The organism is Nitrosospira sp. Nsp1, from assembly GCF_900100985.1.
Classification (GTDB): Bacteria; Pseudomonadota; Gammaproteobacteria; order Burkholderiales; family Nitrosomonadaceae; genus Nitrosospira.
Window position 1 is genome coordinate 36,757 of sequence record NZ_FMUF01000017.1, and the last position, 21,720, is coordinate 58,476.

22 protein-coding genes are annotated in these 21,720 nt (G+C 55.0%); 9 read left to right on the forward strand and 13 right to left on the reverse strand.

Features of this window, described 5'->3' with window-relative positions; genetic code table 11:
- Window positions 1-616: 616 nt before the first annotated feature.
- Both tkt and BLP78_RS11025 read right to left on the reverse strand, forming a co-directional pair.
- Window positions 617-2,791: a transketolase gene (gene tkt, locus BLP78_RS11020; RefSeq protein WP_090459253.1), complete on the reverse strand. Its 2,175-nt coding sequence runs from the start codon at window positions 2,789-2,791 to the stop codon at window positions 617-619.
- A gap of 87 nt (window positions 2,792-2,878) precedes the next feature.
- A complete protein-coding gene (locus BLP78_RS11025) occupies window positions 2,879-3,085 on the reverse strand; it encodes a hypothetical protein (RefSeq protein ID WP_090459202.1) in 207 nt (68 codons plus the stop codon).
- A 432-nt stretch (window positions 3,086-3,517) separates the two neighbouring features.
- Between BLP78_RS11025 and BLP78_RS11030 the strand changes: the two genes are divergently transcribed.
- Complete coding sequence (locus BLP78_RS11030; RefSeq protein WP_090459255.1) at window positions 3,518-3,952, forward strand: PRC-barrel domain-containing protein; 435 nt, start codon at window positions 3,518-3,520, stop codon at window positions 3,950-3,952.
- A 79-nt stretch (window positions 3,953-4,031) separates the two neighbouring features.
- On the opposite strand, the gene BLP78_RS11035 is transcribed toward BLP78_RS11030, so the two are convergent.
- Window positions 4,032-4,472: a hypothetical protein gene (locus tag BLP78_RS11035; protein WP_143002942.1), complete on the reverse strand. Its 441-nt coding sequence runs from the start codon at window positions 4,470-4,472 to the stop codon at window positions 4,032-4,034.
- 367 nt (window positions 4,473-4,839) lie between these two features.
- Here BLP78_RS11035 and BLP78_RS11040 point away from each other — a divergent pair, with 367 nt between their 5' ends.
- Complete coding sequence (locus tag BLP78_RS11040) at window positions 4,840-5,610, forward strand: hypothetical protein (RefSeq protein ID WP_143002943.1); 771 nt, start codon at window positions 4,840-4,842, stop codon at window positions 5,608-5,610.
- A 105-nt stretch (window positions 5,611-5,715) separates the two neighbouring features.
- Here BLP78_RS11040 and BLP78_RS11045 read toward each other — a convergent pair whose 3' ends face one another.
- The gene (locus tag BLP78_RS11045; protein ID WP_090459206.1) at window positions 5,716-7,404 is read right to left on the reverse strand and encodes a protein adenylyltransferase SelO; all 1,689 of its coding nucleotides are present in this window, start codon (window positions 7,402-7,404) and stop codon (window positions 5,716-5,718) included.
- Between the two features lie 86 nt (window positions 7,405-7,490).
- Between BLP78_RS11045 and BLP78_RS11050 the strand changes: the two genes are divergently transcribed.
- On the forward strand, window positions 7,491-7,751 hold the full coding sequence (locus BLP78_RS11050; RefSeq protein WP_090459207.1) for a hypothetical protein: 261 nt from the start codon (window positions 7,491-7,493) through the stop codon (window positions 7,749-7,751).
- A 143-nt stretch (window positions 7,752-7,894) separates the two neighbouring features.
- Here the strand turns inward: BLP78_RS11050 and BLP78_RS11055 are convergent, their stop codons facing one another.
- Together BLP78_RS11055 and BLP78_RS11060 are read right to left on the reverse strand one after the other, a co-directional pair.
- Window positions 7,895-8,449, reverse strand: coding sequence for a hypothetical protein (locus BLP78_RS11055; protein ID WP_090459209.1), 555 nt, complete (start codon window positions 8,447-8,449; stop codon window positions 7,895-7,897).
- A 17-nt stretch (window positions 8,450-8,466) separates the two neighbouring features.
- Window positions 8,467-8,979 carry a hypothetical protein gene (locus BLP78_RS11060; RefSeq protein ID WP_090459211.1) on the reverse strand — a complete coding sequence of 171 codons (513 nt, stop codon included), beginning with the start codon at window positions 8,977-8,979 and terminating at the stop codon, window positions 8,467-8,469.
- A gap of 475 nt (window positions 8,980-9,454) precedes the next feature.
- Between BLP78_RS11060 and BLP78_RS15625 the strand changes: the two genes are divergently transcribed.
- Both BLP78_RS15625 and BLP78_RS11065 read left to right on the forward strand, forming a co-directional pair.
- On the forward strand, window positions 9,455-9,607 hold the full coding sequence (locus BLP78_RS15625; protein WP_176752850.1) for a hypothetical protein: 153 nt from the start codon (window positions 9,455-9,457) through the stop codon (window positions 9,605-9,607).
- 24 nt (window positions 9,608-9,631) lie between these two features.
- Window positions 9,632-10,306 carry a hypothetical protein gene (locus BLP78_RS11065; protein WP_256330230.1) on the forward strand — a complete coding sequence of 225 codons (675 nt, stop codon included), beginning with the start codon at window positions 9,632-9,634 and terminating at the stop codon, window positions 10,304-10,306.
- Between the two features lie 16 nt (window positions 10,307-10,322).
- Here the strand turns inward: BLP78_RS11065 and BLP78_RS11070 are convergent, their stop codons facing one another.
- The 5 genes from BLP78_RS11070 to BLP78_RS11085 form a co-directional block, all read right to left on the reverse strand.
- Window positions 10,323-11,597 (reverse strand): O-acetylhomoserine aminocarboxypropyltransferase/cysteine synthase family protein, encoded by a 1,275-nt coding sequence (locus tag BLP78_RS11070; protein WP_090459212.1) that lies wholly within the window; start codon window positions 11,595-11,597, stop codon window positions 10,323-10,325.
- A gap of 177 nt (window positions 11,598-11,774) precedes the next feature.
- A complete protein-coding gene (locus BLP78_RS11075) occupies window positions 11,775-14,264 on the reverse strand; it encodes a mechanosensitive ion channel family protein (protein WP_176752851.1) in 2,490 nt (829 codons plus the stop codon).
- 273 nt (window positions 14,265-14,537) lie between these two features.
- The gene (locus BLP78_RS15630) at window positions 14,538-14,705 is read right to left on the reverse strand and encodes a hypothetical protein (protein WP_176752852.1); all 168 of its coding nucleotides are present in this window, start codon (window positions 14,703-14,705) and stop codon (window positions 14,538-14,540) included.
- Window positions 14,706-14,798: 93 nt separating this feature from the next.
- Window positions 14,799-15,257, reverse strand: a complete 459-nt coding sequence (locus BLP78_RS11080; RefSeq protein ID WP_090459259.1) for a hypothetical protein — start codon at window positions 15,255-15,257, stop codon at window positions 14,799-14,801.
- A gap of 134 nt (window positions 15,258-15,391) precedes the next feature.
- Window positions 15,392-15,802, reverse strand: a complete 411-nt coding sequence (locus BLP78_RS11085; RefSeq protein ID WP_090459216.1) for a hypothetical protein — start codon at window positions 15,800-15,802, stop codon at window positions 15,392-15,394.
- A gap of 739 nt (window positions 15,803-16,541) precedes the next feature.
- Here BLP78_RS11085 and BLP78_RS11090 point away from each other — a divergent pair.
- The 3 genes from BLP78_RS11090 (at window position 16,542) to BLP78_RS11100 (ending at window position 18,702) form a co-directional block, all read left to right on the forward strand.
- A complete protein-coding gene (locus BLP78_RS11090; RefSeq protein ID WP_090459217.1) occupies window positions 16,542-17,063 on the forward strand; it encodes a PRC-barrel domain-containing protein in 522 nt (173 codons plus the stop codon).
- Between the two features lie 269 nt (window positions 17,064-17,332).
- Window positions 17,333-18,313, forward strand: coding sequence for a DnaJ C-terminal domain-containing protein (locus BLP78_RS11095; RefSeq protein ID WP_090459219.1), 981 nt, complete (start codon window positions 17,333-17,335; stop codon window positions 18,311-18,313).
- Complete coding sequence (locus tag BLP78_RS11100; RefSeq protein WP_256330232.1) at window positions 18,310-18,702, forward strand: chaperone modulator CbpM; 393 nt, start codon at window positions 18,310-18,312, stop codon at window positions 18,700-18,702. Before BLP78_RS11095 ends, BLP78_RS11100 begins: the two co-directional genes overlap by 4 nt.
- 133 nt (window positions 18,703-18,835) lie before the next feature.
- Here BLP78_RS11100 and BLP78_RS11105 read toward each other — a convergent pair whose 3' ends face one another.
- Together BLP78_RS11105 and BLP78_RS11110 are read right to left on the reverse strand one after the other, a co-directional pair.
- Window positions 18,836-19,942, reverse strand: coding sequence for an ADP-ribosylglycohydrolase family protein (locus BLP78_RS11105; RefSeq protein ID WP_090459220.1), 1,107 nt, complete (start codon window positions 19,940-19,942; stop codon window positions 18,836-18,838).
- 259 nt (window positions 19,943-20,201) lie between these two features.
- Entirely contained in the window at window positions 20,202-20,615 is a 414-nt protein-coding gene (locus tag BLP78_RS11110; RefSeq protein WP_090459222.1) for a Fur family transcriptional regulator, read from the reverse strand.
- Window positions 20,616-20,924: 309 nt separating this feature from the next.
- On the opposite strand from BLP78_RS11110, the gene BLP78_RS11115 reads away from it, so the two are divergent.
- Window positions 20,925-21,716, forward strand: coding sequence for an all3515 family Zur-repressed PEP-CTERM protein (locus BLP78_RS11115; RefSeq protein WP_090459224.1), 792 nt, complete (start codon window positions 20,925-20,927; stop codon window positions 21,714-21,716).
- The last annotated feature ends 4 nt before the right edge of the window (window positions 21,717-21,720 follow it).

Consider the following 21,720-nt stretch of genomic DNA (forward strand, 5'->3'; position numbering starts at 1 on the left):
AAGTCATTCTCACACCCGAGAGCGTTTAGCTGCTGCTTGCTATCACGTTGCCCCGGTTCCGATAGACTGGCGATTATGACGTGCTAATGATCGATTCCGCAGCCAAACACGACAATTTCGCCGTGGCTTTTCTTAAACTGATCAGCGCAGATTCAAGAAAGAAGCCAACGTCCAAGGATGAGATAAAATTACCACACCACTTGTCAGGGAAATATTATGTATCGGTGGTCATTTTGTGAGTATTTCGACCTGAAAGTGGTCATTTTGTGAATATTCCAACCTGAAAGTGATCATTTTGTGAACACTGCGACCTGAATCATTCAAGAAGCGTTGGTGGCTGTAAAGCTCCGTATGAGAGGAGGAAGTGCTGACCGAAGCGCAGGCACTGCTGGCTGCCTGAGGGGCGAAATCCGTCCGCTATGCACCAGAGCAGACGATGAAACAGAAAAACACGGTAACTCGGCAATGAAATATGGCCGGGAAATGAATTGTCGGTCCGTTCGTGCTAAAAAACAGCAGCCAACCTACCCGGATCCGGAAGCACTATTTGTTCAGTGCTTCCCTGGAAGAACTAAAAGTAGTACAGCTCTGCCGTGGAGCAAAAGAGAGTACTCCCTCAGGAATGTCCTTCGGCCGACGATGTGGGCGCCACAGACGCCTCGCCCTGTTCATGCGAGTTCCCCTCTTCTTGCGCCGCTGCTTCCGGGCGACCCAGAAGCCGTAGAGCGGCGGCGGTGACGCGCTCAACAGTGAAGCCGAAATGTTTCATGACTTCTTCCGCCGGAGCCGAGGCCCCAAAATGGTCGATTCCGATAATGGCGCCTTCTTCTCCGGCAAACCGTTCCCATCCCAGTGTTGCGCCCGCTTCCACTGTTATGCGTTTTCGCACACCGGCAGGCAGCACTTGCTGGCGGTAGTCGCTGCCCTGCTCCGCAAACAACTCCCAGCTCGGCAGGCTGACCACGCGAGCGCGTATATCCAGCTCCTTCAATCGCGCTTGTGCCTTGACGCATAGCTCGACTTCCGAACCGGTTCCGATCAGCAGTACCTGGGGCTCGCCACCCACAGCCTCCGAAAGGATATATCCCCCTCGCGCCACCCCGGCATCGCGCGCACGCGAGCGGTCGAGAATGGAAAGGTTCTGGCGCGATAGCGCCAATAGCGTGGGCGAGCTTCTCTCTACCGCAACCATCCATGCCTCTGCGGCTTCGTTCGCATCGGCCGGGCGAATAACAGTCAGGCCGGGAATCGCCCTCAGGCCGGCCAGGTGGCCAATCGGCTCGTGCGTCGGTCCATCCTCGCCCACAGCAATGCTGTCGTGCGTGAAGACATAAATCACCCGCAAGCCCATGATGGCTCCCAGGCGTATCGCTGGCTTCATGTAATCGGAGAATACGAAGAACGTTGCACTGAAGGGGATTATGCCTCCGTGCGCGGCCATGCCATTGACGGCTGCGCCCATCGCATGCTCGCGAACGCCGAAGGCGATATTGCGACCCGCATAGCTCCACGTGCCGCCGACTGCACCCGCAGCGGCCGGCACCGGCGTCTCCTCCGATGGCTGAAAATCGCCTTGCTCCTTCAGGGCCGTGTTGGTCGAGGGGTTCAAATCGGCCGAGCCGCCGATAATATTCGGAATGCGCTGGGCGAGCGCGTTCAAGGCCTGCCCGGCAGCCACCCGTGTCGAAACGGGTTTGTCGCCGGGCTTCCATTGCGGCAATTGCGCCGTAAAGTCTGGAGAAAGCCGACCGCCCATGACCTGGTCCCATTCGGCGGCTTCTACGGGAAAGGCTGCCCGGTAAGCGTCGAAGCGCTCCTGCCATTCCTGTTGCGCTTTTGCTCCACGCCCGATAGCCTGCCGAAAGTGCGCCACGGCCTCGGGCGGAAGGAAGAAAGAGTCGGTCGTTGGCCATCCTAATGCTTTTTTGGTGGCAGCTACTTCTTCCGTACCCAGGGGTGACCCATGGGCATGAAAGGAGTCCTGTTTATGGGGGCTGCCATAACCTATATGTGTCCGCACCAGCAGGAGTGATGGACGGTTTTTCTCGGCCTGCGCCTCTCGCAGGGCGGCGGCCACGTCCTCCGTGTCGTTGCCATCCGGCACCGCGCGGGTATGCCACCCATATGCCTCAAACCGCTTGCCGACATCCTCAGTGAACGTAAGATCCGTTGCGCCAGCCAGCGAGATGTGGTTTTGATCATAAAGATAAATGAGCTTGCCCAGGCGAAGGTGTCCCGCAAGCGACGCTGCTTCCGCAGCCACCCCTTCCATTAGATCGCCATCCGAGACGAGCGCATAAGTGTAGTGATCGACCAGATCATGACCAGGGCGGTTATATCGAGCCGCCAGCCATGCCTCGGCCATAGCCATGCCGATGCCATTGCCGAAACCCTGCCCGAGCGGACCGGTCGTCACCTCGACTCCCGGCGTGTGCCCCCGCTCGGGATGGCCTGGCGTCTGGCTACCCCACTGGCGAAAACGCTTGATCTCATCAAGCGGGAGATCATAGCCTGTAAGATGCAGCAGGCTGTATAGAAGCATTGAACCGTGCCCCGCGGACAGGACAAAGCGGTCGCGATCCGGCCACAGCGGATCATGAGGATTGTATTTGAGGAAGCGCGTCCAGAGAACATAGGCCATCGCCGCCGCTCCCATGGGTAAACCCGGATGTCCCGAATTGGCCTTCTGGACAGCGTCAATGGACAGGACCCGGATCGTATTGATGCACAGTTCCTCCAGATGCCGATCCACTGCTGCTGGTTCGTTGCTTTGGGTTCCCTGGATTGTCATTCTGGCCTCCGTTTTAACTGAATCCGACGTCTGGCCGGCAGCCAGACGGCCCTTCCGCAGCATGGTGCTGATTGCGCCGCCATAATGCTAAACAGCTAATTCAATTACGATTGCCGGCCCACCCCCGCCGCGGCTGTAATGCCCCTGCTTCACCAGGACCCATATCAACGCACGATACATGGGCGTAAAACTGATGGCAAGGTCATGCTCGAGCACAGCTTGGCCTATAGGTGCCAGACTCTTCGGGATAAATGCCGATAAATACAGAAAAAAACGCAATACTAAAAGAACCATACGACATTCCGGCCATGTGTGATCGAGCTTGTCAGCTACCCGTTTTCGGCCAGATTTCAGGTATCGGAATGTAATATTATTAGCGTCAGGACAGCGACTGGAACGGCTGTGGCTTCCCGTCCGAATCCCGTGGCAGCACCTATCGCTACCGTCAACCATAACCTGCCGCCGTGATAAACCCTTGCACTGTTTCTTCACTAGTGCGTTCAAGAATAGTGGGAAATCGAAGAATTCCACTGTCAGAAAATATAAAAGCATCCCGCCACCATTCATGCATTGCAGCGGGCACGCCAGACACCGTGCTGTGTTAGCCACCGAACCGACCTCGTCGGCTGGCTCAGGCACGCTTTGTCAGCCATAAGCTTTACGAAGCGGCTTGCGGAATGCATGACGTCATCGGAAGACCTTAACTATATATTGCAGGAGCTCAACATGACTTATGAACACAATACTCAAGGCCTGGATAAAATAATGCCGGAAAGTAACAGCCCCGCCCCCAGATTCATGGGTGCCACCTGGCCTTTGGGAATGGATGTTTACACGCCGAAGGGGGAAATCCTCGGCGCAATCAAGGAAGTAATGCTTGACATGGAGCATGCCAGCGTTGCTTATGCGGTGCTGGCCACCGGCGGTATCCTGGGCTTTGGCGAAAAACTTCATGCTGTACCATGGTGCGCGCTAACGCTTAAACTCGAAACTCTGGACAGGCGTTTCATATTGGATATCGAGAAGGAACGCCTTGAATCCGCACCAGGGTTCGATAAGGACAACTGGCCGGATATGGTCGATGAATCCTGGATCAGCCAGACCAACACATACTACGGTACCCGGCATTATGGGGCGGGCAGATCGGACCAGCGCGGTTGATAAACGGGCTCGCTGCCAGCCTCTAATCAAGGTCCCTTAAACCTGAATCCGGCAGTTGATCGCTCGCTGCGAGGTGGATTCAGGTTGGAAGTTTCCAGCCATCAATCCACCCGCCGCAGGGCATCACCGCGTCGAAGTCTACCCAGCCCACGTGCCTTTCACCCTTTCGACTCGGCTGTGCATGCTGCCTTAACAGCCCGATTATCCATTCACTGGCAATCGCGATACGCACGGCTACATCATCCCGGTTGGCCTCGGATGTAAGGCTCTTTTCGTTGTTCCTTCGCCTCCTTCCGGCAGACCTCCTGCTGTGCCTGCCGGCGAGCCCACATATTCCCCGCGGCAACCACCGCGCCGACCGCAGGTCCGCCAACCAGCGTTCCAACCGCGTCTCCTGGCGCACCTCCCGAGGCTGCACCTGGGGCGGCACCTCTAGCTGCACCCTCGTCACTCCGGCTCTCAGCATCTCCAGCAGAATCATGGGCGCCGGGCTGATTTTGTTAAAAAAATGCATAGTCATTCTCGCTCACGATGTTGGCTCTGCGCCAAGCGAAGAATGTTGGTATATCTGCTTGCAGCTTGAGCAAACTCTGCTGTACCAGAAACCAAAGCCAGGCCGAATCCCATCGGCAATGGCATTGATTCAGTTTTCCGGAGAAGAGTATGCGGAGACTTAGCGCAGCCGGAAGGCGGACATTCGTACAGGAATTTCGTATGCGAAAATCGCGGAAGAAGCTTCCGCCTACGATATTTTTATCAAGCAGTCAAATAAAAAGAAGGCATATAAAACGCCTTCTTTTCTTAATCTCAACTTATTTTTTTATGCACTAGAGTACTGCTGAGCTATCAGGAGATTTGATAGCCGACCTTGATTTTCTCAATCGAGAATGAAAATTTTTACACCTGACTTAGGGAGAAATATGATGAGTGTACTTTTTGCAACACCCGGGAATTGGGACGATGGCCGTCTAGTCACTTTAGATCCAAGTAACAATAAATATGTTTGTACAACCATTCAAAATGGTGCGAATGGCATATTCCTTTACAACTCTGCGGGTGCCGACCATGATACGACGGTAACCATAGTCACTACCAATGCGGCGGCTCCAGTCAAAGTCGTTGTTCCTGGCACGACAGGAAACCAAGGACTTGCCGCAATCGTATTGGTTAACGGGAATGTAACAAATACCGTTACCATCAGCTTAACCAGTGACCAACCCGCCAATTCTAAAATAAGTGCATTTATTGGAAGCCTTGCGTTTCCTATCAATACTGCCGGCATCAATAACAGAAGTCTTCCAATAAATGGAGTTCCCCAGAACTTTAACGCATTTACACGGTATTATGCAGTACCTGCTTCTACCTGGTATCAAATGAACCTGCAAAGCAATATCACGCAGTTTTATACGGCACAGTTTGGGCCAGGGTCATCAGCTGTCAGCATCTATTGCGTAAATCCCGGACCTTCGGCAGCAGCCAATGTTTATCAGGCTGATCCAGGTAACCCCGTCAACTACAAATTTATTTTGCCCGCCCCTACTCAACCACAGCAGCAGATTGCAGCTTCAATATTTGGCAATGGTTCTCAGTTCGTCTGGATCAATGCCGATAGCGTTCAAAATAGCCAACAGGCAACCATCTCTCTCCAGCAACTCTAGTATCTTTTATTACGCCTCACCGTAAATCATGGCTCGATCTATAAAGATAAACAACTTGATACCGAGTTAATACTGCGGTGACGGCGTACACCTATTCCTCATAAGCTACGAACTGCACGATAATGCCGAACAGCCGGCCTTGTGTCGTGCCCACTCGGGACGCCGACCTGCAAGCACGTCATGCTCGGGCTGCTCGTCGTATGGATGTTTCAGCACTTCCATGAGCCGTGTAATGACAGAAGCATCGCCCCGCTCCAGCGCTTCAATTGCCTGCTGAGCGAGGTAATTGCGCAGCACATACTTGGGATTGGCGCGGCTCATCCGTTGATAACGCTGATCCGGAGAATCACCATCCAGGCGCAACCGCGCGATATAACGACGCAACCAACCGGCCAGACGGCCAAGCTGCGCGGGTTCGAATGCTCGCTGTTCATCGTAGAACGCCCTCCGGAATAGCTCCGCCAGTGCCCGATCGTCCATATGATCCACGTTGCCCGGTTCAGGAATTTCCATCAGGGCGCGAAAGAACAACGTCATATCCGTCTCGACCTGTTGCAGCAAATCGAACAGCTCGCTGATGAGCGTGTCGTCATCTCTATGGTCCAGCGAAGCCAGTCCGAGCTTATCGGCCAGCATTCCACGCCATGTGTTGTTGAAGGTTTCGCCATAGACCGCTAATCCCCGCTCCAGTGCGGCGTGATCCTCGATCAGTGGCGCAAGCGCGTTCGCGAGACGGATAAGGTTCCATTGCGCGATTTGCGCCTGGTCACCGAAGCAGTAACGCCGTCCCTGGGCATCCGTGGTGTTGGGTGTCCATCGAAAATCGAAACCTTCCAGCCAGCCATAAGGGCCATAGTCGATTGTCAATCCCAGGATCGACATATTGTCGGTATTCATCACCCCATGCACAAAGCCCACCCGCATCCAGTGAGCAACCATCAACCCGGTGCGCCGGCAGATCTCCTCGAACCAGCGGGCATAAGTCGAGGGTGCAGAAACGGCGGAAGATATGGAATGTGCAGAAGAAGATGGCATCGACAGTTCAGGAAAATGCTCGCGTATCACATAATCGGCCAGGCGTTTGAGTAGATCGGGCTCATCCTGCGCAGCCAGTATTTCGAAGCTGCCGAAGCGTATGAACGAGGGTGCGACGCGGCAGACAATGGCGCCCATCTCGGCCTGCGGATTGCCGTCATAGAACATGTCGCGCACCACCGATTCACCTGTTGCAACCAGACTCAATGCGCGCGTCGTCGGCACACCGAGATAATGCATGGCTTCGCTGCACAGGAACTCGCGAACTGACGAACGAAGCACCGCACGGCCATCCGCGGTTCGCGAATAGGGCGTTCTGCCCGCGCCCTTGAGCTGCAGCTCAAACCGCCTGCCGTCAGGGCGGAGTATCTCGCCCAGGGTGATGGCGCGGCCGTCACCCAACTGTCCCGCCCAATGGCCGAACTGGTGACCGCCGTAACGTGCCGCGTAAGGTTGCATGCCGGGAAGGATACGATTGCCGCCAAGCACGTCTGCCGCAAGGCCCACGGGCGAGCCGGGCGGCGAGATGCCCAGCATTTCCCCCACGGGTTCGGCCCAGGCAAGCAGTCGCGGGGCGCGCACAGCGGTCGGCGCGACGCGGGTATAGCTTGCCCCGCGCACCGCACGCGACACATTGGTTGTCACGGGGTCGCCCGGCAGGCAGCGCACAAAGCTGTCATCGAATTTCACATCGCACAAGTCCGCGAGATCGGTGCGTTCAACGGCTATGGCGCTAAGCTTGAGATTTTGTTGGGTCATATATTTATCAGCATGGAATAGAGGTTCCTTGACACGTGTTCATAGTAGACCTAAATTTATTTATAGACATCAGCAAGGAGAGAAAGATGCCTAAACTGACGGACTACGTCAAAATGGCAGCGGATGAGTATGTGCGGGAAGCAGGAAGCACCGAACTCGATGCGCGCTGGATTGCGGAATTCTTTCAGGACTGCGGTGTGCAGGACGCTTATCCCCGGCAGGACCTCGTCGTTTTTGCGAAACTGGTGCAAAAAGAGTTGACGAAAGAAGACGAACGAGCGGCCAAAAAAGCAGATTTCCAACTGGACAAAATGATTCGCGGGGTAAACCCTCCACGTAAGCCATAGATGAACTTCCATTATGACGGACGCTTCCGGCCCCGTCCGGATACGACGCGAATGTTCATCCCGGAATGTCAAGCGGGTCAGCACGTCAGGAAAGTATATTGAACTGCTTGACCGGCAACTTGAATGGAACGAGTAGCAAAAGACTAGGGTGGTGGAGGCGGCGGAGGATTACCGGGCGGCGGCGGTGGCGGCATCGCAGTATTCGATAAAGGTTGAGATGGCGTCCCAGCGGGTTGATATTGCGAGTTATCCATGACCTGGCCTGATACCGGTACACGGTTACCTTTACCGTACATGCATTGGATATAACCTGCATCATAACGTTGCTGGCCGATAGCTCCCGAATCCCGCGCCGTACTCGTGCCCATCAATCCTCCCAACAAGAGGCCGCTGCCGGCACCAATAGCAGCACCGGTCCCTCCGCCGAAAGCCCCACCTGCCGCGGCGCCAATACCTGTCCCTATGGCAGCGGTTCCCAAACCGCTGAGTATCGACGCGCGATTCGGCGTCTCTCCCTCGACTTGTGTACTGGCATACTGTTTGCAGTAAGCATCGTCTTCACGAAACTGATCGAAGGTTTTACCCGTGCCGGGCAATGCCATTACGCCAGGCCCGCTGGGAATGCTTGCGCACGAGATCAGTGATGAGGATGCAAAAAGTGCCAGTACCAACGGAATCGAGCGACGGATTCTTGACATGATTGTTTTTTATGAACTCAATTCTGGTCAGCCGGTTGTGGCGCCACCTGAAGCCATCCGTCAGGGCATTTTTTTACGTAGGGATAATATCCTTCAGGATTTCTGCAATAGTGCCAGTAATTAGCTTGCGGCGGTGGCGGAGCCTGTATGGTTTGCGGTTGTTGTTGCTGAATATAAACCTGTGGTGCCGCCGGCACAGCCACTACCGGGGGATACCCGTACCCATAGGGTGCCCCAAAACCATAGCCACCGTAGCCACCATAACCACCGTAACCACCGTAACCACCGTAACCACCGTAACCATAACCTCTATAACCATAACCCCCATAATAACCCAAGCCATAACCCAAACCTAATCCCAATCCTAATCCGCCCAGGCCATATCCATAGCCTGGATAGAAACCCCCATAGTAACCGCCATGGCTATGGCCCCCATGGTGTCCGCCATGGTGGTGTCCCCCGCCTCCATGCCCCCCGCCCCCATGGCCTCCTCTCGCCCATGCTGAATCGGCCGAAATCGGCCCAAGCATAAAGAGAATGAGGCAAATTAATTTAATTTTCACGTGAACTCCAATTCTGGACCAGCATGCCACATCGTATCAAAACCGGGTCTGGCAATGCATCGGATGCCATGTTAATCATAGGTGTAAATGAGTCGTCACCGGGTCAATCTTTCGCTCAAGCTCTCCATATACTGTTTATTGCCGCTGCATAGCCCATACCAACTTAGAGCGTTAAACACTCCGTACGTTCATCTTGAGCCGACAAATTCGAGATCAGGAAATGCCGCTTCACGACAGCGAATAGGGGGATGTTTTGCCGATAACAACTGTTTTCATCCCTGCTCTGCTGGTACCATTGCTGATACGACTGATAGCGCAAGAGCTTGCTGACTTTATGACGATGCGTGGGACGCAGTCGAGCTATTCGCCCTACCCCGGCTACCGCCCGGCAAAAGCAAATCCCAATGGACCTATATCGTGCATATGGAAGAGGCGGAGGCGAATGCAACAGCTATCGATTGTGAACCAGAATGTGCTGCGTGGCGGCTCCTGCACAATTCCCAAGGAATGGATTCGCGAAAGGTTTCGCAATTTCTTCCTGGCGAGCACGTGCTGGCGGTTTTCGGGCACCCGCCTGGCACGCGATGTCAACTGATTGCCCGGTTGGAGAAGCTGACGAATGGAACGAATGACCAGGTTGCTGAAGAACGTGGCCGTAAGTGCCGTCTGTATCGGGTTGGCGGCAGGCTGCTCGACCACCCAAAGAACAACCCAGTCGCCAAGAACCGCTATCGAACAACTCCTTATCAGTGAAGCAGTACTGCGGAGCCTGCCTGCCGAATCTCAAGATATGCTTTCTATTCCTTCGGGCGCGGGTGTGATATTGAACACGGCCGGAATAAGCCCAGACCAGGCTCTTCTGCAGAAAATACTGGTGGGGTGGCTGGGAAAACAGGGGTTTTCTGTTCAGAAAGACGAGAAGAACGCAACGTACAGGATTAATGTAATCGTTAATGCGATGGGAACGGAATTCGGTAGCGATTTTTTCGGTATGCCGCCTGCCTCCAGCCAGTTTATTCCGATTTCCCTCCCCGAACTGGCTATATACAAAGCACAATTTCAGACCGGATATGTGAAGTTCTACCTCGACATTTTCAAGTTGCCGTCAGAGCAATTTGTCCAGTCCACGCCCGTGTTCCTGGCTGAGACCTATTACAACAATCATACGTTGCTGCTTTTTATATCGTTTACCCGCACCGATCTGGCCTCTCCCCCGCAAATGAGTATTTTTCGCAAAGCGGTCAATACGGGAGATACGCCGACGGAAGACGTGTGGCGAGCAGTTGTTCCATGAAAGCCCGGCGTAAATCTCAATCAGCCGCGTCCAGCGCCTGGGATATATCCTCGATGATGTCCTCGATGTGCTCGATGCCCACGGATATTCTGACCAGACCTTCCGAAACCCCGGCCTCTTTCAACTCTTCCGGGCTCAACTGCCGATGTGTGGTGGATGCAGGGTGGCAAGCAAGCGACTTCGCGTCGCCGATATTGACCAGGCGCAAAATCATCTTCAGTGCGTCGATAAACTGCGCACCGGCGGCAGCCCCGCCCCTGATTCCGAAGCTCAGCAGACCCGAGGACTTTCCCTTGCTTAACCGATTACACAAGTCATGATACCGGCTGCTTGGCAGTGCCGCGTAATTGACCCACTCCACTTTTGCGTGCTGTTCCAGAAATTGCGCGACCTTCAATGCATTTTCACAGTGCCGGTCCATTCTCAGGCCCAGCGTTTCCAGCCCTTGCAGCAGCAGAAAAGCGCTGTGCGGCGACAGCGCCGCGCCGGTATTGCGTAGCGGCACAACCCGGCAGCGGCCGATATAGGCGGCGTTTTCGAAAGCCTCGGTATATACGACCCCATGATAGGATGGGTCTGGCTCATTCATGAGCCTGAACCGGTCCTTGTGCTTCACCCAGTCGAACTTCCCCGAATCGACTATCGCCCCGCCTACTGTCGTGCCATGGCCACCGATGTATTTCGTGAGCGAGTGTACGACGATATCGCCGCCAAACTTGAAAGGCTGGCAGAGGTAAGGCGTCGAAACGGTGCTGTCCACAATGAGCGGCAAGCCATGCTTATGCGCAATATCCGCCAATTTTTCAATATCGACGACATTACCGGCGGGATTCCCGATCGATTCGCAAAAAATCGCCTTGGTATTGTCATCTATCTGTTTCTCCACAGCATCGTAGTCATCATGCGAGACCATACGCACCTCTATGCCTTGCCGCGGAAACGTGTGGGCAAACAGGTTGTAAGTGCCGCCATAAAGCTGGGTTGTGCTGATAATATTGTCGCCGGCGCTCGTAATGCACTGTATGGCATAAGTGATCGCCGCCATGCCGGAAGCCACGGCCAGCGCGCCGACCCCGCCCTCCATCTCCGCGATGCGCTTTTCCAGCACGGCGGTGGTGGGATTCATGATGCGGGTATAAATATTCCCCGCCACCTTCAGGTCGAACAGGTCGGCACCGTGCTGGGTATTGTCGAAGGTGTAGGAAGTTGTCTGATATATGGGAACCGCCGCCGCTTTCGTCGTCGCTTCGGATTCATACCCATAGTGCAATGCCAGCGATTCTAGTTTCATATCGGTCCCCTTGTTTTATCTGGATAGACAATATATTGCCATATGGCTTCAGACTTGACTGCGAGTCGGGATTCTATCAAATCTGTCGGATGTCATCATCCTGCCGGAAGGAAAACCGGAAGAGACACGGCACCCGGCATGCTGACCCCGCGCAGTAGCCGGTGATACGTTCTTCACCTAGCTTTTTTTGGACTCTCCATCCTGGTGCGCTGCAATAACAACAGCGCCAGCCCCTGCCTCCGCTTCCGGAGAATGCGTTGGGGAAAATCCGGGCAATTGCGCCACCACCTGCCTTTTCTGAGGGTTGGCAAACTGGATGTCCCGTTCCCGGAAGCGCTGCAGGATGAGCCGGTTAAAGCCACGCTGCACTGGCCATCGGCCTCTATCCAGCGTGCGTATCTGCCCAAGGATGGTAATCATTGAGCCATCGACCTGATCCACCCCCCAGATATCCACATCCGCGAGGATCAGATCCCTGAATCGTGGATCGGCCCGCATCTCTTCGCCGACACTCGTGATCGCCTCAAGAACCCTGTCTACGTCCGAGTCGGCCGTTACGCTGACTCGGACGGAAGCGTTGCCAATGCCGCGATTGACATTGGTCACGGTTGTAACGGAGCTGAACGGCACAACATGCAACGCACCATCGGAAGCACGTAGACGCACGGTACGTATCGACAGGTGCTCGACCGATCCCGATACATCCGCCACGGTGATGAAGTCGCCAACCTGAATGGCATTTTCCATCAGAAGGAAGAGGCCGGTAATGAAATCCTGTACCAGCTTCTGGGAGCCGAAACCCAACGCGACGCCGATAATGCTGGCGCCCGCCAACAGCGGCCCAATAGTAATACCCAGCTCGTTCAGTGCTGCGAGCAGCACAATCAGCCCGATGATAAAGAACACGGTGGCGCGCAACATGGGCACCAAAGTACGAAGCCGTGCGGCCCGCGCGGCATCTCCAATCTTTGTCCACCGGTCGATGCGCCGGGACATCGCCTTATTGAGTGCTTCCCATGCCATGAACGCCAACATGCAGGTAACCGCGATCGTGGCGACGGCGGAAGCAAGACGTCGCCCTACCGACCCGCTTTCAAACCAGGAAAGGGTATTCACGCCCCAGACTTGTAGCAACGCAATAAACGCGACAATGCCGATCAACGTGGAGATCGCTCGATACACCAGCAGGTGATAAGTATTTTTTGCGGTGGACTCGGGCGCTATCTCTCTCGAGTCGCTTGACTGACCCAATTGGGCTCGTTTGCTTTCGATATTTTCGATGAATGCGCGGTCAATCGCGCCCAAGACGAAAATCGACACCAGACTCGCGCAGACGATCACTGCCGCCGACCATGCAAAAACCTGAAGCACGTGCTGAAAACCATTCTCCGCCCCCGCCGACCACAGCAACCACATGGCAACGATAACGAATGTCGCGACAAACGACCAGCTATCCGCCAGCATCCCGCGAATCCCGAACAAGTCCTGGCTATCTGAAGCGGCACCACGGATAGCCGCTGCAGTCGCTTTTCGACTGCGAAAGACCATGATCAGCAACATCACATGAACAACCAGACTGACCAATCGGGAAAGCGCAAGATGCGTATCGGAGGTCGCGCCCGTTTGAAGAGCGATATCGGCGATGGCGGTACCAAATACGGCCACCACGATAATCCACCGCAACCAGCGATTCAGGAAATCCGCTGCGCCATCGCTGATGTGCATCAGTCGCAGGCCCTGCCCGAGCGGCGACGCCATGAGATGAACCACGCTCAGCGCTATTCGTGTGGCGGCGTACGCGCCGATTATCAGGATGGTGGCGCTGTAAAACGGAGTGGACCGGCCACCGAACGCATTCAGCAATACGATGGCGGCAGCGACAAAAGCAGTCAGCGGAAGCAATTCCAGTATCCAGTGTGCGACCGCAAACGGCAGCCGGCGCAGAAGGCTCCAGTGGCGATCAGCAGCCGGTACCCTTCGCATGGGCTCAACAGAGTGTTCACTCGGGAAAGCCAGACCGGGGACGGCTTCCGCCTTCACCTTCGATTGTGCAGCGACCTGGCGAGCAGCCGCGCGGTCCTCGACCAGCCTGCGAGGCCGACGGAGCGCAAACACCAGCAGCCAATACGTGAGAAGCGCTCCAGCCAGCGTGAGGGCTGTCTCCGACAGCGCATCAAGCACCACCGCCCGGCGCTCCGGTACACCCAGGTTATACTCCCACCAGTCGCCCACGGTCCTTATCTGAAACAGCATACGCGCGGTAGATCGCAGCTGGCCGACAACCGCATCCACGCGTTTTGCCAACAGGTCAAACACCTGAGCAATCAGGCCGCCCTCCGCCAGTTCTATAGGCAGTGCTTTTTTTTCCGCTGCCGATTCGGCAGGCGCGACGGGCGTAGCAGTTGCAGCGGGCGCGGCTGCATCGGCCGGTGCTCCGCCTGTGGCTTGAGCTATTGCATTCAGGGTTTCTTCGAGCTCTGCTCGTTTCCTTTCATCCTGAAGAATGGAAAGCGTGTGCCTGGCTTGCGCTGGAGTGAGTTGTGCCGGGGCAAGTTGTGCCGGCGCGAGGGTGGATTCACGAACCTGTTCATCCGCGAAGGCCGCATTGAAAAGCGTGCCAGCCAATGATAAAACGAGCGCCATCATCAAAGTGGCAGATGAGTTCATTTGGAAGAACATGGGCAGAGATACCGTGTACAGACGAGAGAAAGATTCTTGTGCCGCAGTTGGCCCGGCAGCTCTGCAAAGCAGAGCGTCGAGGACGCGCCACGGGTACGCGCTGCAAAATGGAAATGCGTCCCCCTTTGCTTGCTGTCCCGGTTCATCGCAGAAGTGGAATTACATCGTTTTCATCCGCTCGCGAATTATTTCGTCCTTGATATGCAGGACAACCCCGCGCGCCGGTTGTCACGTATCCGCAAGTTCGTCATATTGACTGGGTTACATTGACAGAGGCGATTCGATTTCCATTTCAAAGTGGCGGTGCGCGGCAATTGCTTCAATAAGCTGGGGCAGGATATCGTCAAGGTTGCCCTCCGGAAAGTAAAGAATTCCAGGATCGAACTCGCCGGACGGAAGCTTCAATTTTACACCCGCGCTTTTAATCATACTCCTGGCATTTCCCCAGTACCAGGATGGGCTTGCAGTGACGAGTTGCGCCGGTAGACCTGACAAACCCAAAACATGGACAGGCCCGAGCCATCACGGAACGGCGGACCAGACCAGGGTAAGCTTCTTATGCTGTCCCTTCTGAATGTCCAACTGGCGATAAAGTTTTATCGACTGGTAGGTGGCATCCAGGGAATATTTTCCCGGGGGCAGTTTTACCAGCAGGAAAGGGCCCTCCGCAACCGTGTCCAGCACGATCTTGCCCGACTCATTGCTGATGGTCACCGGAACGTCACTGATATATTCGGCGCGAGGTGTGCCCGCCTGTGCCAGTTCGAGCATGAGCGGCCATGAAGTTGCTTCCCTCTTTATCGCACCCGATTCGTCCTCGCCGATACCGCCTGACAGGAATGCAACCTCACCTTGCGTCTGCGTGGCCGGCAAGGATGTGCCCGGCGGGCTCGTGTTATCGTTCCCGGCAAATCCGGATGTCGAAAAGACGGCGAGAAATATCAAGACTAAACCTGCTTTCGTGAATTCAGTTCTCTTCATGGACCGCTCCTCATTAATGAAAAAATCCCCGGCGGGCAGCGTGCGCCCTGCCTGCCCCACTGCCCCGTATGTCTGCGCATTGGGCTGCACCGCATACGGCCGGTAACCTTTCAAGCTAAAATGCGATCACCCGATCAAGGGGTTTTGCCAGCCTTCTCGTCTTTGTCGCCGACAGGATTATCGCCGCCATTTTTCCCGGGGTCCTTGGTTTCGGCAGTTGAAGGGGACGAGCAGTGGCCCAGGCCGAAAATATCGGAAGGTATTCCCCTGCAATCGGTATCCTCCAGGCCGCGCTCGATATCGTCCGCCGCTTGCCCCATCACGGCACGTCCGCGTCCGGTTTCATTAGAATTACCGGTCGCCACAGCGCCGGTCGTTTCATCCCGTTCGTGCGGGAGCAAACACTGACCCTCTGCCTTCTCATGCCACTTCTGTGCGGAATCGGGTTTTGCAAGCTTTACATCCTCTGTCACCAAACCGGCTTCTTTGCAATTCGTTTTCCCCGGCGGCGCTTCCTTACCTGGGTACCTGCTTGCGTTAGTCATCACTTCCCCTCCTCAACATCGCATTGTTTAGCCCGGTAGGGGCCTAACCTATACTTTATCGCGAATCCGATACTGCATTTGCATTTACTCGCTGTATTCCACCACAAATCCGCGTTGCCAGATAGCCGGCGATCGACCGACAAATATGGCAAATATGTTGGACACGTCTGTGCGCTGACGTACTGTTCAGAGCGGGAAATTCGCTTACATTTATTCACGAAAATTACAGGAAAAATCAAGAACCGCATGAATTGACCGGTTTTTGAGTTATCTCTTATTGACTGCACACTGGCTGCTACGATGCACCTTTGCGGTTGAGATTTTTGACTGTGCTTTGATAAAAAATATGTCTTCTGATAATCGTCTTGTTCCCCGCATGCACGTATTGGAGAGGTCGTACCTCATTGCTGCGTCACAACTGAAACAACGCAAAGCAGGTAGCTGATGCTCCGCCAGGGCTTACAGATTTTGCTGCCGAATGCAAACCCCGTATCGCTTGGCGCCAAGTTGCACGCCGCCATGCTGGCCGGCGCGTAACGTACGGAGCCAGCAAAACGGCGCAGCGGAGGCATGGCCACTTGCGAGAGGTTCCCTATCCCTACTGAGCCGGATAAGGGCATAAAGATTCCAGAAGGGTCCGGGATAGCGACGCACGATATCGAGCCAGGCCATTTCCGGTAAAAGGGCGCACCGCGAGGCTTCGCGATTAAACAGAGACATCAATCAATAGGAGACCGACATGAACCTGAAGCGTATCCGAAAAATAATTATTGCCACAATTTGCAGCTTTTTCCTGGTCGGCGCAGTAGCAGCCCAGAAGGATATGACGAGTGCACCCGGAACGAATCCAGCCGCCAAGCCGATGCGGAGTCCTGCTCCCGGGCCCAATGCTGCTCCTGGCGCCATTACGACAGCTCCCGGCATGGATACGCCCGCCGATAGCAACGGTGCCGCGCCGGACACAGCCCAGTCCCGTCTTATTGCCAGCGGCTGGCGCGTTTCGAAGCTGAAAAAAGCAACTGTCTATAACGACGCTAACCAGAAAATTGGAAAAATTGACGACTTTATCGTTACCAAAGACGGATCTTTGACCTTTGCCGTTGTTAACCTGGGTCGATTTCCGGGCCGTGGCACCTATATGGTCGCGATTCCCACGAATGATTTCTCACAAATCGTCCCTAAGGTCATTCTTCCCGGGAAGACCAAAGCGGATCTGGGAAAGCTGCCCAGATTCGAGTATAAGCTCATCCTGGGAAAATAATATACGGTCGAGCCATCGGAAGTCGTCGCGACGACTTCCGACCGTAAGATCGTTTTTCCTTCTTCATATTAATGACAGCTCGCGTTCTGGAGCGCCAAGTTTTGGCCAGTTCATTTGCCACTTCAGGGAAGAATGTGTGCTGCAACATTTAATTTAGAACACGTTTAGAACACGATCCGGTAAATCAGTCCGTAAGGCGGTCACGGTAAAGCGCAAGATTTCGCGGGCGATGTTCCCGCACGATCCAATTTATAGAAGCTCGCTTATTGATGGAATACAAGGATTATTACAAAATAATGGGTGTCGCACGCGATGCTTCGCAGGACGACCTCAAGCGCGCTTACAGGAAGCTGGCGCGCAAATACCATCCGGACGTAAGCAAGGAACCCCAGGCTGAAGCCCGCTTCAAAGAGCTGGGCGAAGCCTATGAAGTTCTCAAGGACCCCGAAAAGCGGGTTGCATACGACCAACTTGGCACAAACTGGAAAGCAAATCAGGAGTTCCGCCCGCCGCCGGGCTGGAATGCCGGCTTCGAATTTTCGCAGCAGGGATTTACCGGGGGGGACGCTTCGCAGTTCAGCGACTTTTTCGAATCATTGTTCGGCCGGGGCTTTCATTCGCAGAGCACCCGGTCCGGCAGCGCGCCAGGCACTGGCCGAAGCCCGTCCTATCACGCGCCGGGTGAGGATCACTATGCGAAAGTAATGATCGACCTGGAGGATTCCTATACGGGCGCCACCCGCACCATCTCGTTGCAAGTACCCGAAGTCGATGGCCAGGGACATGTATCGACACGCGAACACAAGCTCAACGTCGTCATTCCGAGCGGTATTCGACCCAAGCAGTATATTCGCCTTGCAGGACAGGGTGCACCGGGCCAGGGACAAGGCAAACGCGGGGATCTGTATCTTGAAGTTGAATTTCGCCCGCACCCCTACTATCGGGTGGAGGACAACGACGTCTATCTCGATCTGCCGGTGGCGCCATGGGAAACCGCCTTGGGCGCCACCGTGAAAGTACCTACACCCGGCGGAACAATTGAACTCAAGATTCCTGCGGGTTCCGCCACAGGGAGCAAGTTGCGGTTGAAGGGACGCGGCATCCCCGGCAAGACGTCGGGAGATTTCTATGTCGTATTGCGTATCGTGTCTCCGCCAGCCACCGATGAAGCGACCAGGTCACTCTACCGGGACATGGCCGAGCAGTTCAAGTCTTTCAATCCCCGGGCCAAACTTGGAGTGCCGCCATGATGGATGAAAACAGAGGGCCGGATATTCCGCCTGGAAGACCGCCCCGGATGCAAACCGGGCTCAGCGCAATCATTATCGACGAACAGAACGCCCTGACGCTGTCCGAGCTTAGCCGCGCCTGTGCTGTACAAACCGGCTATATCATCGAACTGGTTGACGAAGGCTTGCTCACTCCAGAAGCTGCGGAAGAGCATGAGCCTCAGCGTTGGCGCTTTACGGGCACGCAAATGCGCCGCGCCAGAGTGGCGCTGAGGCTGCAGCACGATCTTGGCGTCAACCTTGCGGGCATAGCGCTGGCTCTGCAGTTGCTGGATGAAGTTGAAATGTTGCGGGCACGACTAAATACCGAAGATACGGCGATGAGCGCCGATGATGTAAATAGCCGGTAATGGCAGATATGACCAGCCCGGCATCCTTCCGATAGAAAGCCAGGTATGACATTCGCACCACCTGACCGGGAGCCGGAGCTTGGTCAATAAAACAACAGATTGGGTTAATTTCTTACTCTGATTATCCTTCGGGCTACCGGGTTTTACTCTCCCCGGCGGACGGCGTGCCTACTTGAGCGGCCAAGTCCACTGCAAGCTGTCGGAGCGTTTCGCCTTCTTCCAGTCCGTCGAGGAAGCGCTGGGGAATACCCGACAATCCGGCTTGGGCTCCGGCTAGCGCGCCAGTCAAAATGGCGCGCGCCTGGTTTTGCCCTCCGCCATTCACGGCGTGCAGCACAGCCGATTCGAAATCCTGAGGGAAGCGAGCAGCCAGGTAGTAGGCTGCGGGAAGCTGGTGATAGATGGCGCAAGGCATGCCATATACGAGGGAGACCTTCCAGGGTGGCTCTATCTGTATCCCCGGGTCCGTGGCGGCGGTGGCAACATACGAAGGTGTCAGCAGGGCGTCGGGTGATGCGAACCGCCCGGCGAGAGGCGGGTCCGGGTCGCCGGGGCGTGGCGGTTGCAGATCTGAATGCGTTACTGCATGAAAAGGCAGTTCGCCCGTCTTCACCAATTGCATCAGCTTGCCGGACAGGTTTTTGTCGAACTCGTGCCCTTGCACCAGGAGGCTCAGTATCGCCCCGTAGGCAACGGTCATCGAAAGCACGATATCGTCGATTTGCGTAAGGCGGGTATTATTGGAAATTGCTGTCGCCAACTCGTACGGCTGAGTCGCATAGCGGACGGCTAAGGCGAGCGTGCGTTCAATGGCTTCTGTCGTATCGGCATGACCACCCGTTTGTCCCCAGGGCAGTTTCTGCTGGACGCGCTTGCGCCAGGCATTGCGGATGGATTGGCTTGTATATCCGCCAGGTCCGTTCGCTGGAGTACCATCAAGCAGAGGAAACAGCTCTTCATCCATGCGCATGCAGAAATCCGCTTCGTCATAGCCGCCTCGCTCGACGAGTGAACGGAGCATGAGCCTGAGAATAACGCCTGCCTGCGACAACTGGCCTGCCTTGAGGCCGTCATGGTAACGGCCCGGTTTGGGATCAGTATAGGTTGTGATCCAGTCACCGTAGTCGCGGTGAAGCGCCTCCAGGTCATAGTACCAGTGGGGGCCGAGGCCCAGGGCGTCTCCGATAAAGGCGCCCATGATGGCGCCGGCAGCACGGTCTTGAATGGCGGGTTTGGCCATGATTCTGATCCTCCTCTGGTTAAAACTGGATTTCTGAACAAATAGGTTAAATAGGTTGGAAACGTACTGTTGTGCCAGACCGCACCGATCCGCTCCCAGTGGGGATCGCAAATAGACTACTCTATCAATTGCGATATGAAAGCGATATGAAATCTCACCTTTCGCCTCCGTAGTTAAAGGTTGCGAGGGATATGACCGTTCCAGCGCAAGATAGTCGGAAAAGGATGTGTGTCCCGCTCATTAACAGGTCCGCCACCCTTTAAACCAAGTGTTTTGCCACCCCTGGCTCCGTACCTCCAGGCTTCGGAACGCACTCGCTACAGCGACCATAGAGAATAAGATCATAACTCTCCACGATGAAATCGGCGGGCGCCGGAAGATTGTTATTCTTGATCCTCTCATGGATATCAAAAACCTTGCTGCATGAACTGCACTTGAAGTGATAATGCTTCCCCAGCTTTGTAAGCTCGTAGCGATCCGCCTCGCCGGGAAGTTTTACCGGCACGATCCAGCCTTCGGTGATCAGATCTTTCAGCGTCCGGTAAACCGTCGCGATACTCAGCGATGGCACGGCGGCCTGCCCCTCCACTAGAATTTCCTGTGTCGAAAGTGGCCTGCCGGCTTCTGTAATCACACCGAGAATAGCGTTGCGCTGCCGGGTATTACGCTCCATGCATCTTATCCCGATAAAAGTTAAACAAAAGAAATATGAGTGGCGGTAGAGGTTGAATGTCTGAGCTTAGCGCCGCCGAAAAATCCCTTGAGCAATAATCGTTCTTGACCACACGCTACTGATAAACTATTATCAATAGCGTTGCTCCCATATAAGCTCGGCTTATGCATCGATAGCCACGATTTTATCTCACAGCTTTATCTTACAACTGCACACGGAGAAAGTATATGCGTTCCAACGCGTTATATGCCGGCTTGGCTGGCTGGGCTATTATGATGGCTTCCTTCAATATCTCGGCATCATCACGGCATGATGAAGGTATCGGCTTCTACATCGGTTACGATGGGCTGGCGACTATTGCCAGGCACTTATGCCGGGTTGCCCAACCCCAACGCGGATCGCCTCACTCTATTGCTCGATCACGGCGAGCATTTCCACGGTATCGGCGCCTACAGCTACAGCGGGACGGCATCCGCCCCCAATATACTGCCTACCAATGCGAACAATCGTATTCCCGAAATTTCTTCACTCGAAAATCCCCTGCCACTTGAAATGGGCAGCGGACTTTATGATGGGACATTGCGCAGCGCCGAAGGCGGTTCGGAATACAGCTATCTCGGCATTGCGTCGATCCAGTCTCTTGCGGGCCACGTATCGGGAAGCATGGAGGACATCCTGTTTCAAAGCAGCAACAATCGCTGGTCGGGATCGCTGAACAATGTGGGGCTTGGCCTCAGGCTTGTTGAGAGCACGGAGGGGCTGCACGTGGGAACCGCAACGACAAAAGATATCTATAGCACCGGTGATGTATTCAACCTGGGCATGAGTAATAACTTCGAGTTCAAGCCGATCTACTGGGTCGACGCATCGGCTCCTGGCGGCATCTATTCTGCGACTTTTGAGCTGCTGAATACGGAAACAGGCTCGTCCATCAAGGATTCGGGTATTTTCCATCTGGATTTTGCTGTTTCGCCGATTCCGGAACCAAGCACCTACGCCATGCTTCTCACAGGGCTGTTCTTTGTAGCATGGGCAGCGCGCAGACGCCTCCGACAAGAGCGAGAGAGTTTCATTAGCGTGCCAAACCAGACGACGACGTGAGGTT

Excerpts from the sequence above, each read along its gene's own strand:
- BLP78_RS11105 (WP_090459220.1), bottom strand. The coding sequence starts at position 19,942 with ATGGCCAAACCCGCCATTCAAGACCGTGCTGCCGGCGCCATCATGGGC.
- BLP78_RS11030 (WP_090459255.1), top strand. The coding sequence starts at position 3,518 with ATGACTTATGAACACAATACTCAAGGCCTGGATAAAATAATGCCGGAA.
- tkt (WP_090459253.1), bottom strand. The coding sequence starts at position 2,791 with ATGACAATCCAGGGAACCCAAAGCAACGAACCAGCAGCAGTGGATCGG.
- BLP78_RS11045 (WP_090459206.1), bottom strand. The coding sequence starts at position 7,404 with ATGACCCAACAAAATCTCAAGCTTAGCGCCATAGCCGTTGAACGCACC.
- BLP78_RS11095 (WP_090459219.1), top strand. The coding sequence starts at position 17,333 with ATGGAATACAAGGATTATTACAAAATAATGGGTGTCGCACGCGATGCT.
- BLP78_RS15630 (WP_176752852.1), bottom strand. The coding sequence starts at position 14,705 with ATGATTAAAAGCGCGGGTGTAAAATTGAAGCTTCCGTCCGGCGAGTTC.
- BLP78_RS11085 (WP_090459216.1), bottom strand. The coding sequence starts at position 15,802 with ATGACTAACGCAAGCAGGTACCCAGGTAAGGAAGCGCCGCCGGGGAAA.
- BLP78_RS11075 (WP_176752851.1), bottom strand. The coding sequence starts at position 14,264 with ATGAACTCATCTGCCACTTTGATGATGGCGCTCGTTTTATCATTGGCT.
- BLP78_RS11055 (WP_090459209.1), bottom strand. The coding sequence starts at position 8,449 with ATGTCAAGAATCCGTCGCTCGATTCCGTTGGTACTGGCACTTTTTGCA.
- BLP78_RS15625 (WP_176752850.1), top strand. The coding sequence starts at position 9,455 with ATGCAACAGCTATCGATTGTGAACCAGAATGTGCTGCGTGGCGGCTCC.
- BLP78_RS11065 (WP_256330230.1), top strand. The coding sequence starts at position 9,632 with ATGGAACGAATGACCAGGTTGCTGAAGAACGTGGCCGTAAGTGCCGTC.
- BLP78_RS11025 (WP_090459202.1), bottom strand. The coding sequence starts at position 3,085 with ATGGTTCTTTTAGTATTGCGTTTTTTTCTGTATTTATCGGCATTTATC.
- BLP78_RS11060 (WP_090459211.1), bottom strand. The coding sequence starts at position 8,979 with ATGCTTGGGCCGATTTCGGCCGATTCAGCATGGGCGAGAGGAGGCCAT.
- BLP78_RS11110 (WP_090459222.1), bottom strand. The coding sequence starts at position 20,615 with ATGGAGCGTAATACCCGGCAGCGCAACGCTATTCTCGGTGTGATTACA.
- BLP78_RS11090 (WP_090459217.1), top strand. The coding sequence starts at position 16,542 with ATGAACCTGAAGCGTATCCGAAAAATAATTATTGCCACAATTTGCAGC.
- BLP78_RS11070 (WP_090459212.1), bottom strand. The coding sequence starts at position 11,597 with ATGAAACTAGAATCGCTGGCATTGCACTATGGGTATGAATCCGAAGCG.
- BLP78_RS11050 (WP_090459207.1), top strand. The coding sequence starts at position 7,491 with ATGCCTAAACTGACGGACTACGTCAAAATGGCAGCGGATGAGTATGTG.
- BLP78_RS11040 (WP_143002943.1), top strand. The coding sequence starts at position 4,840 with ATGAAAATTTTTACACCTGACTTAGGGAGAAATATGATGAGTGTACTT.
- BLP78_RS11035 (WP_143002942.1), bottom strand. The coding sequence starts at position 4,472 with ATGACTATGCATTTTTTTAACAAAATCAGCCCGGCGCCCATGATTCTG.
- BLP78_RS11100 (WP_256330232.1), top strand. The coding sequence starts at position 18,310 with ATGATGGATGAAAACAGAGGGCCGGATATTCCGCCTGGAAGACCGCCC.
- BLP78_RS11080 (WP_090459259.1), bottom strand. The coding sequence starts at position 15,257 with ATGAAGAGAACTGAATTCACGAAAGCAGGTTTAGTCTTGATATTTCTC.
- BLP78_RS11115 (WP_090459224.1), top strand. The coding sequence starts at position 20,925 with ATGATGAAGGTATCGGCTTCTACATCGGTTACGATGGGCTGGCGACTA.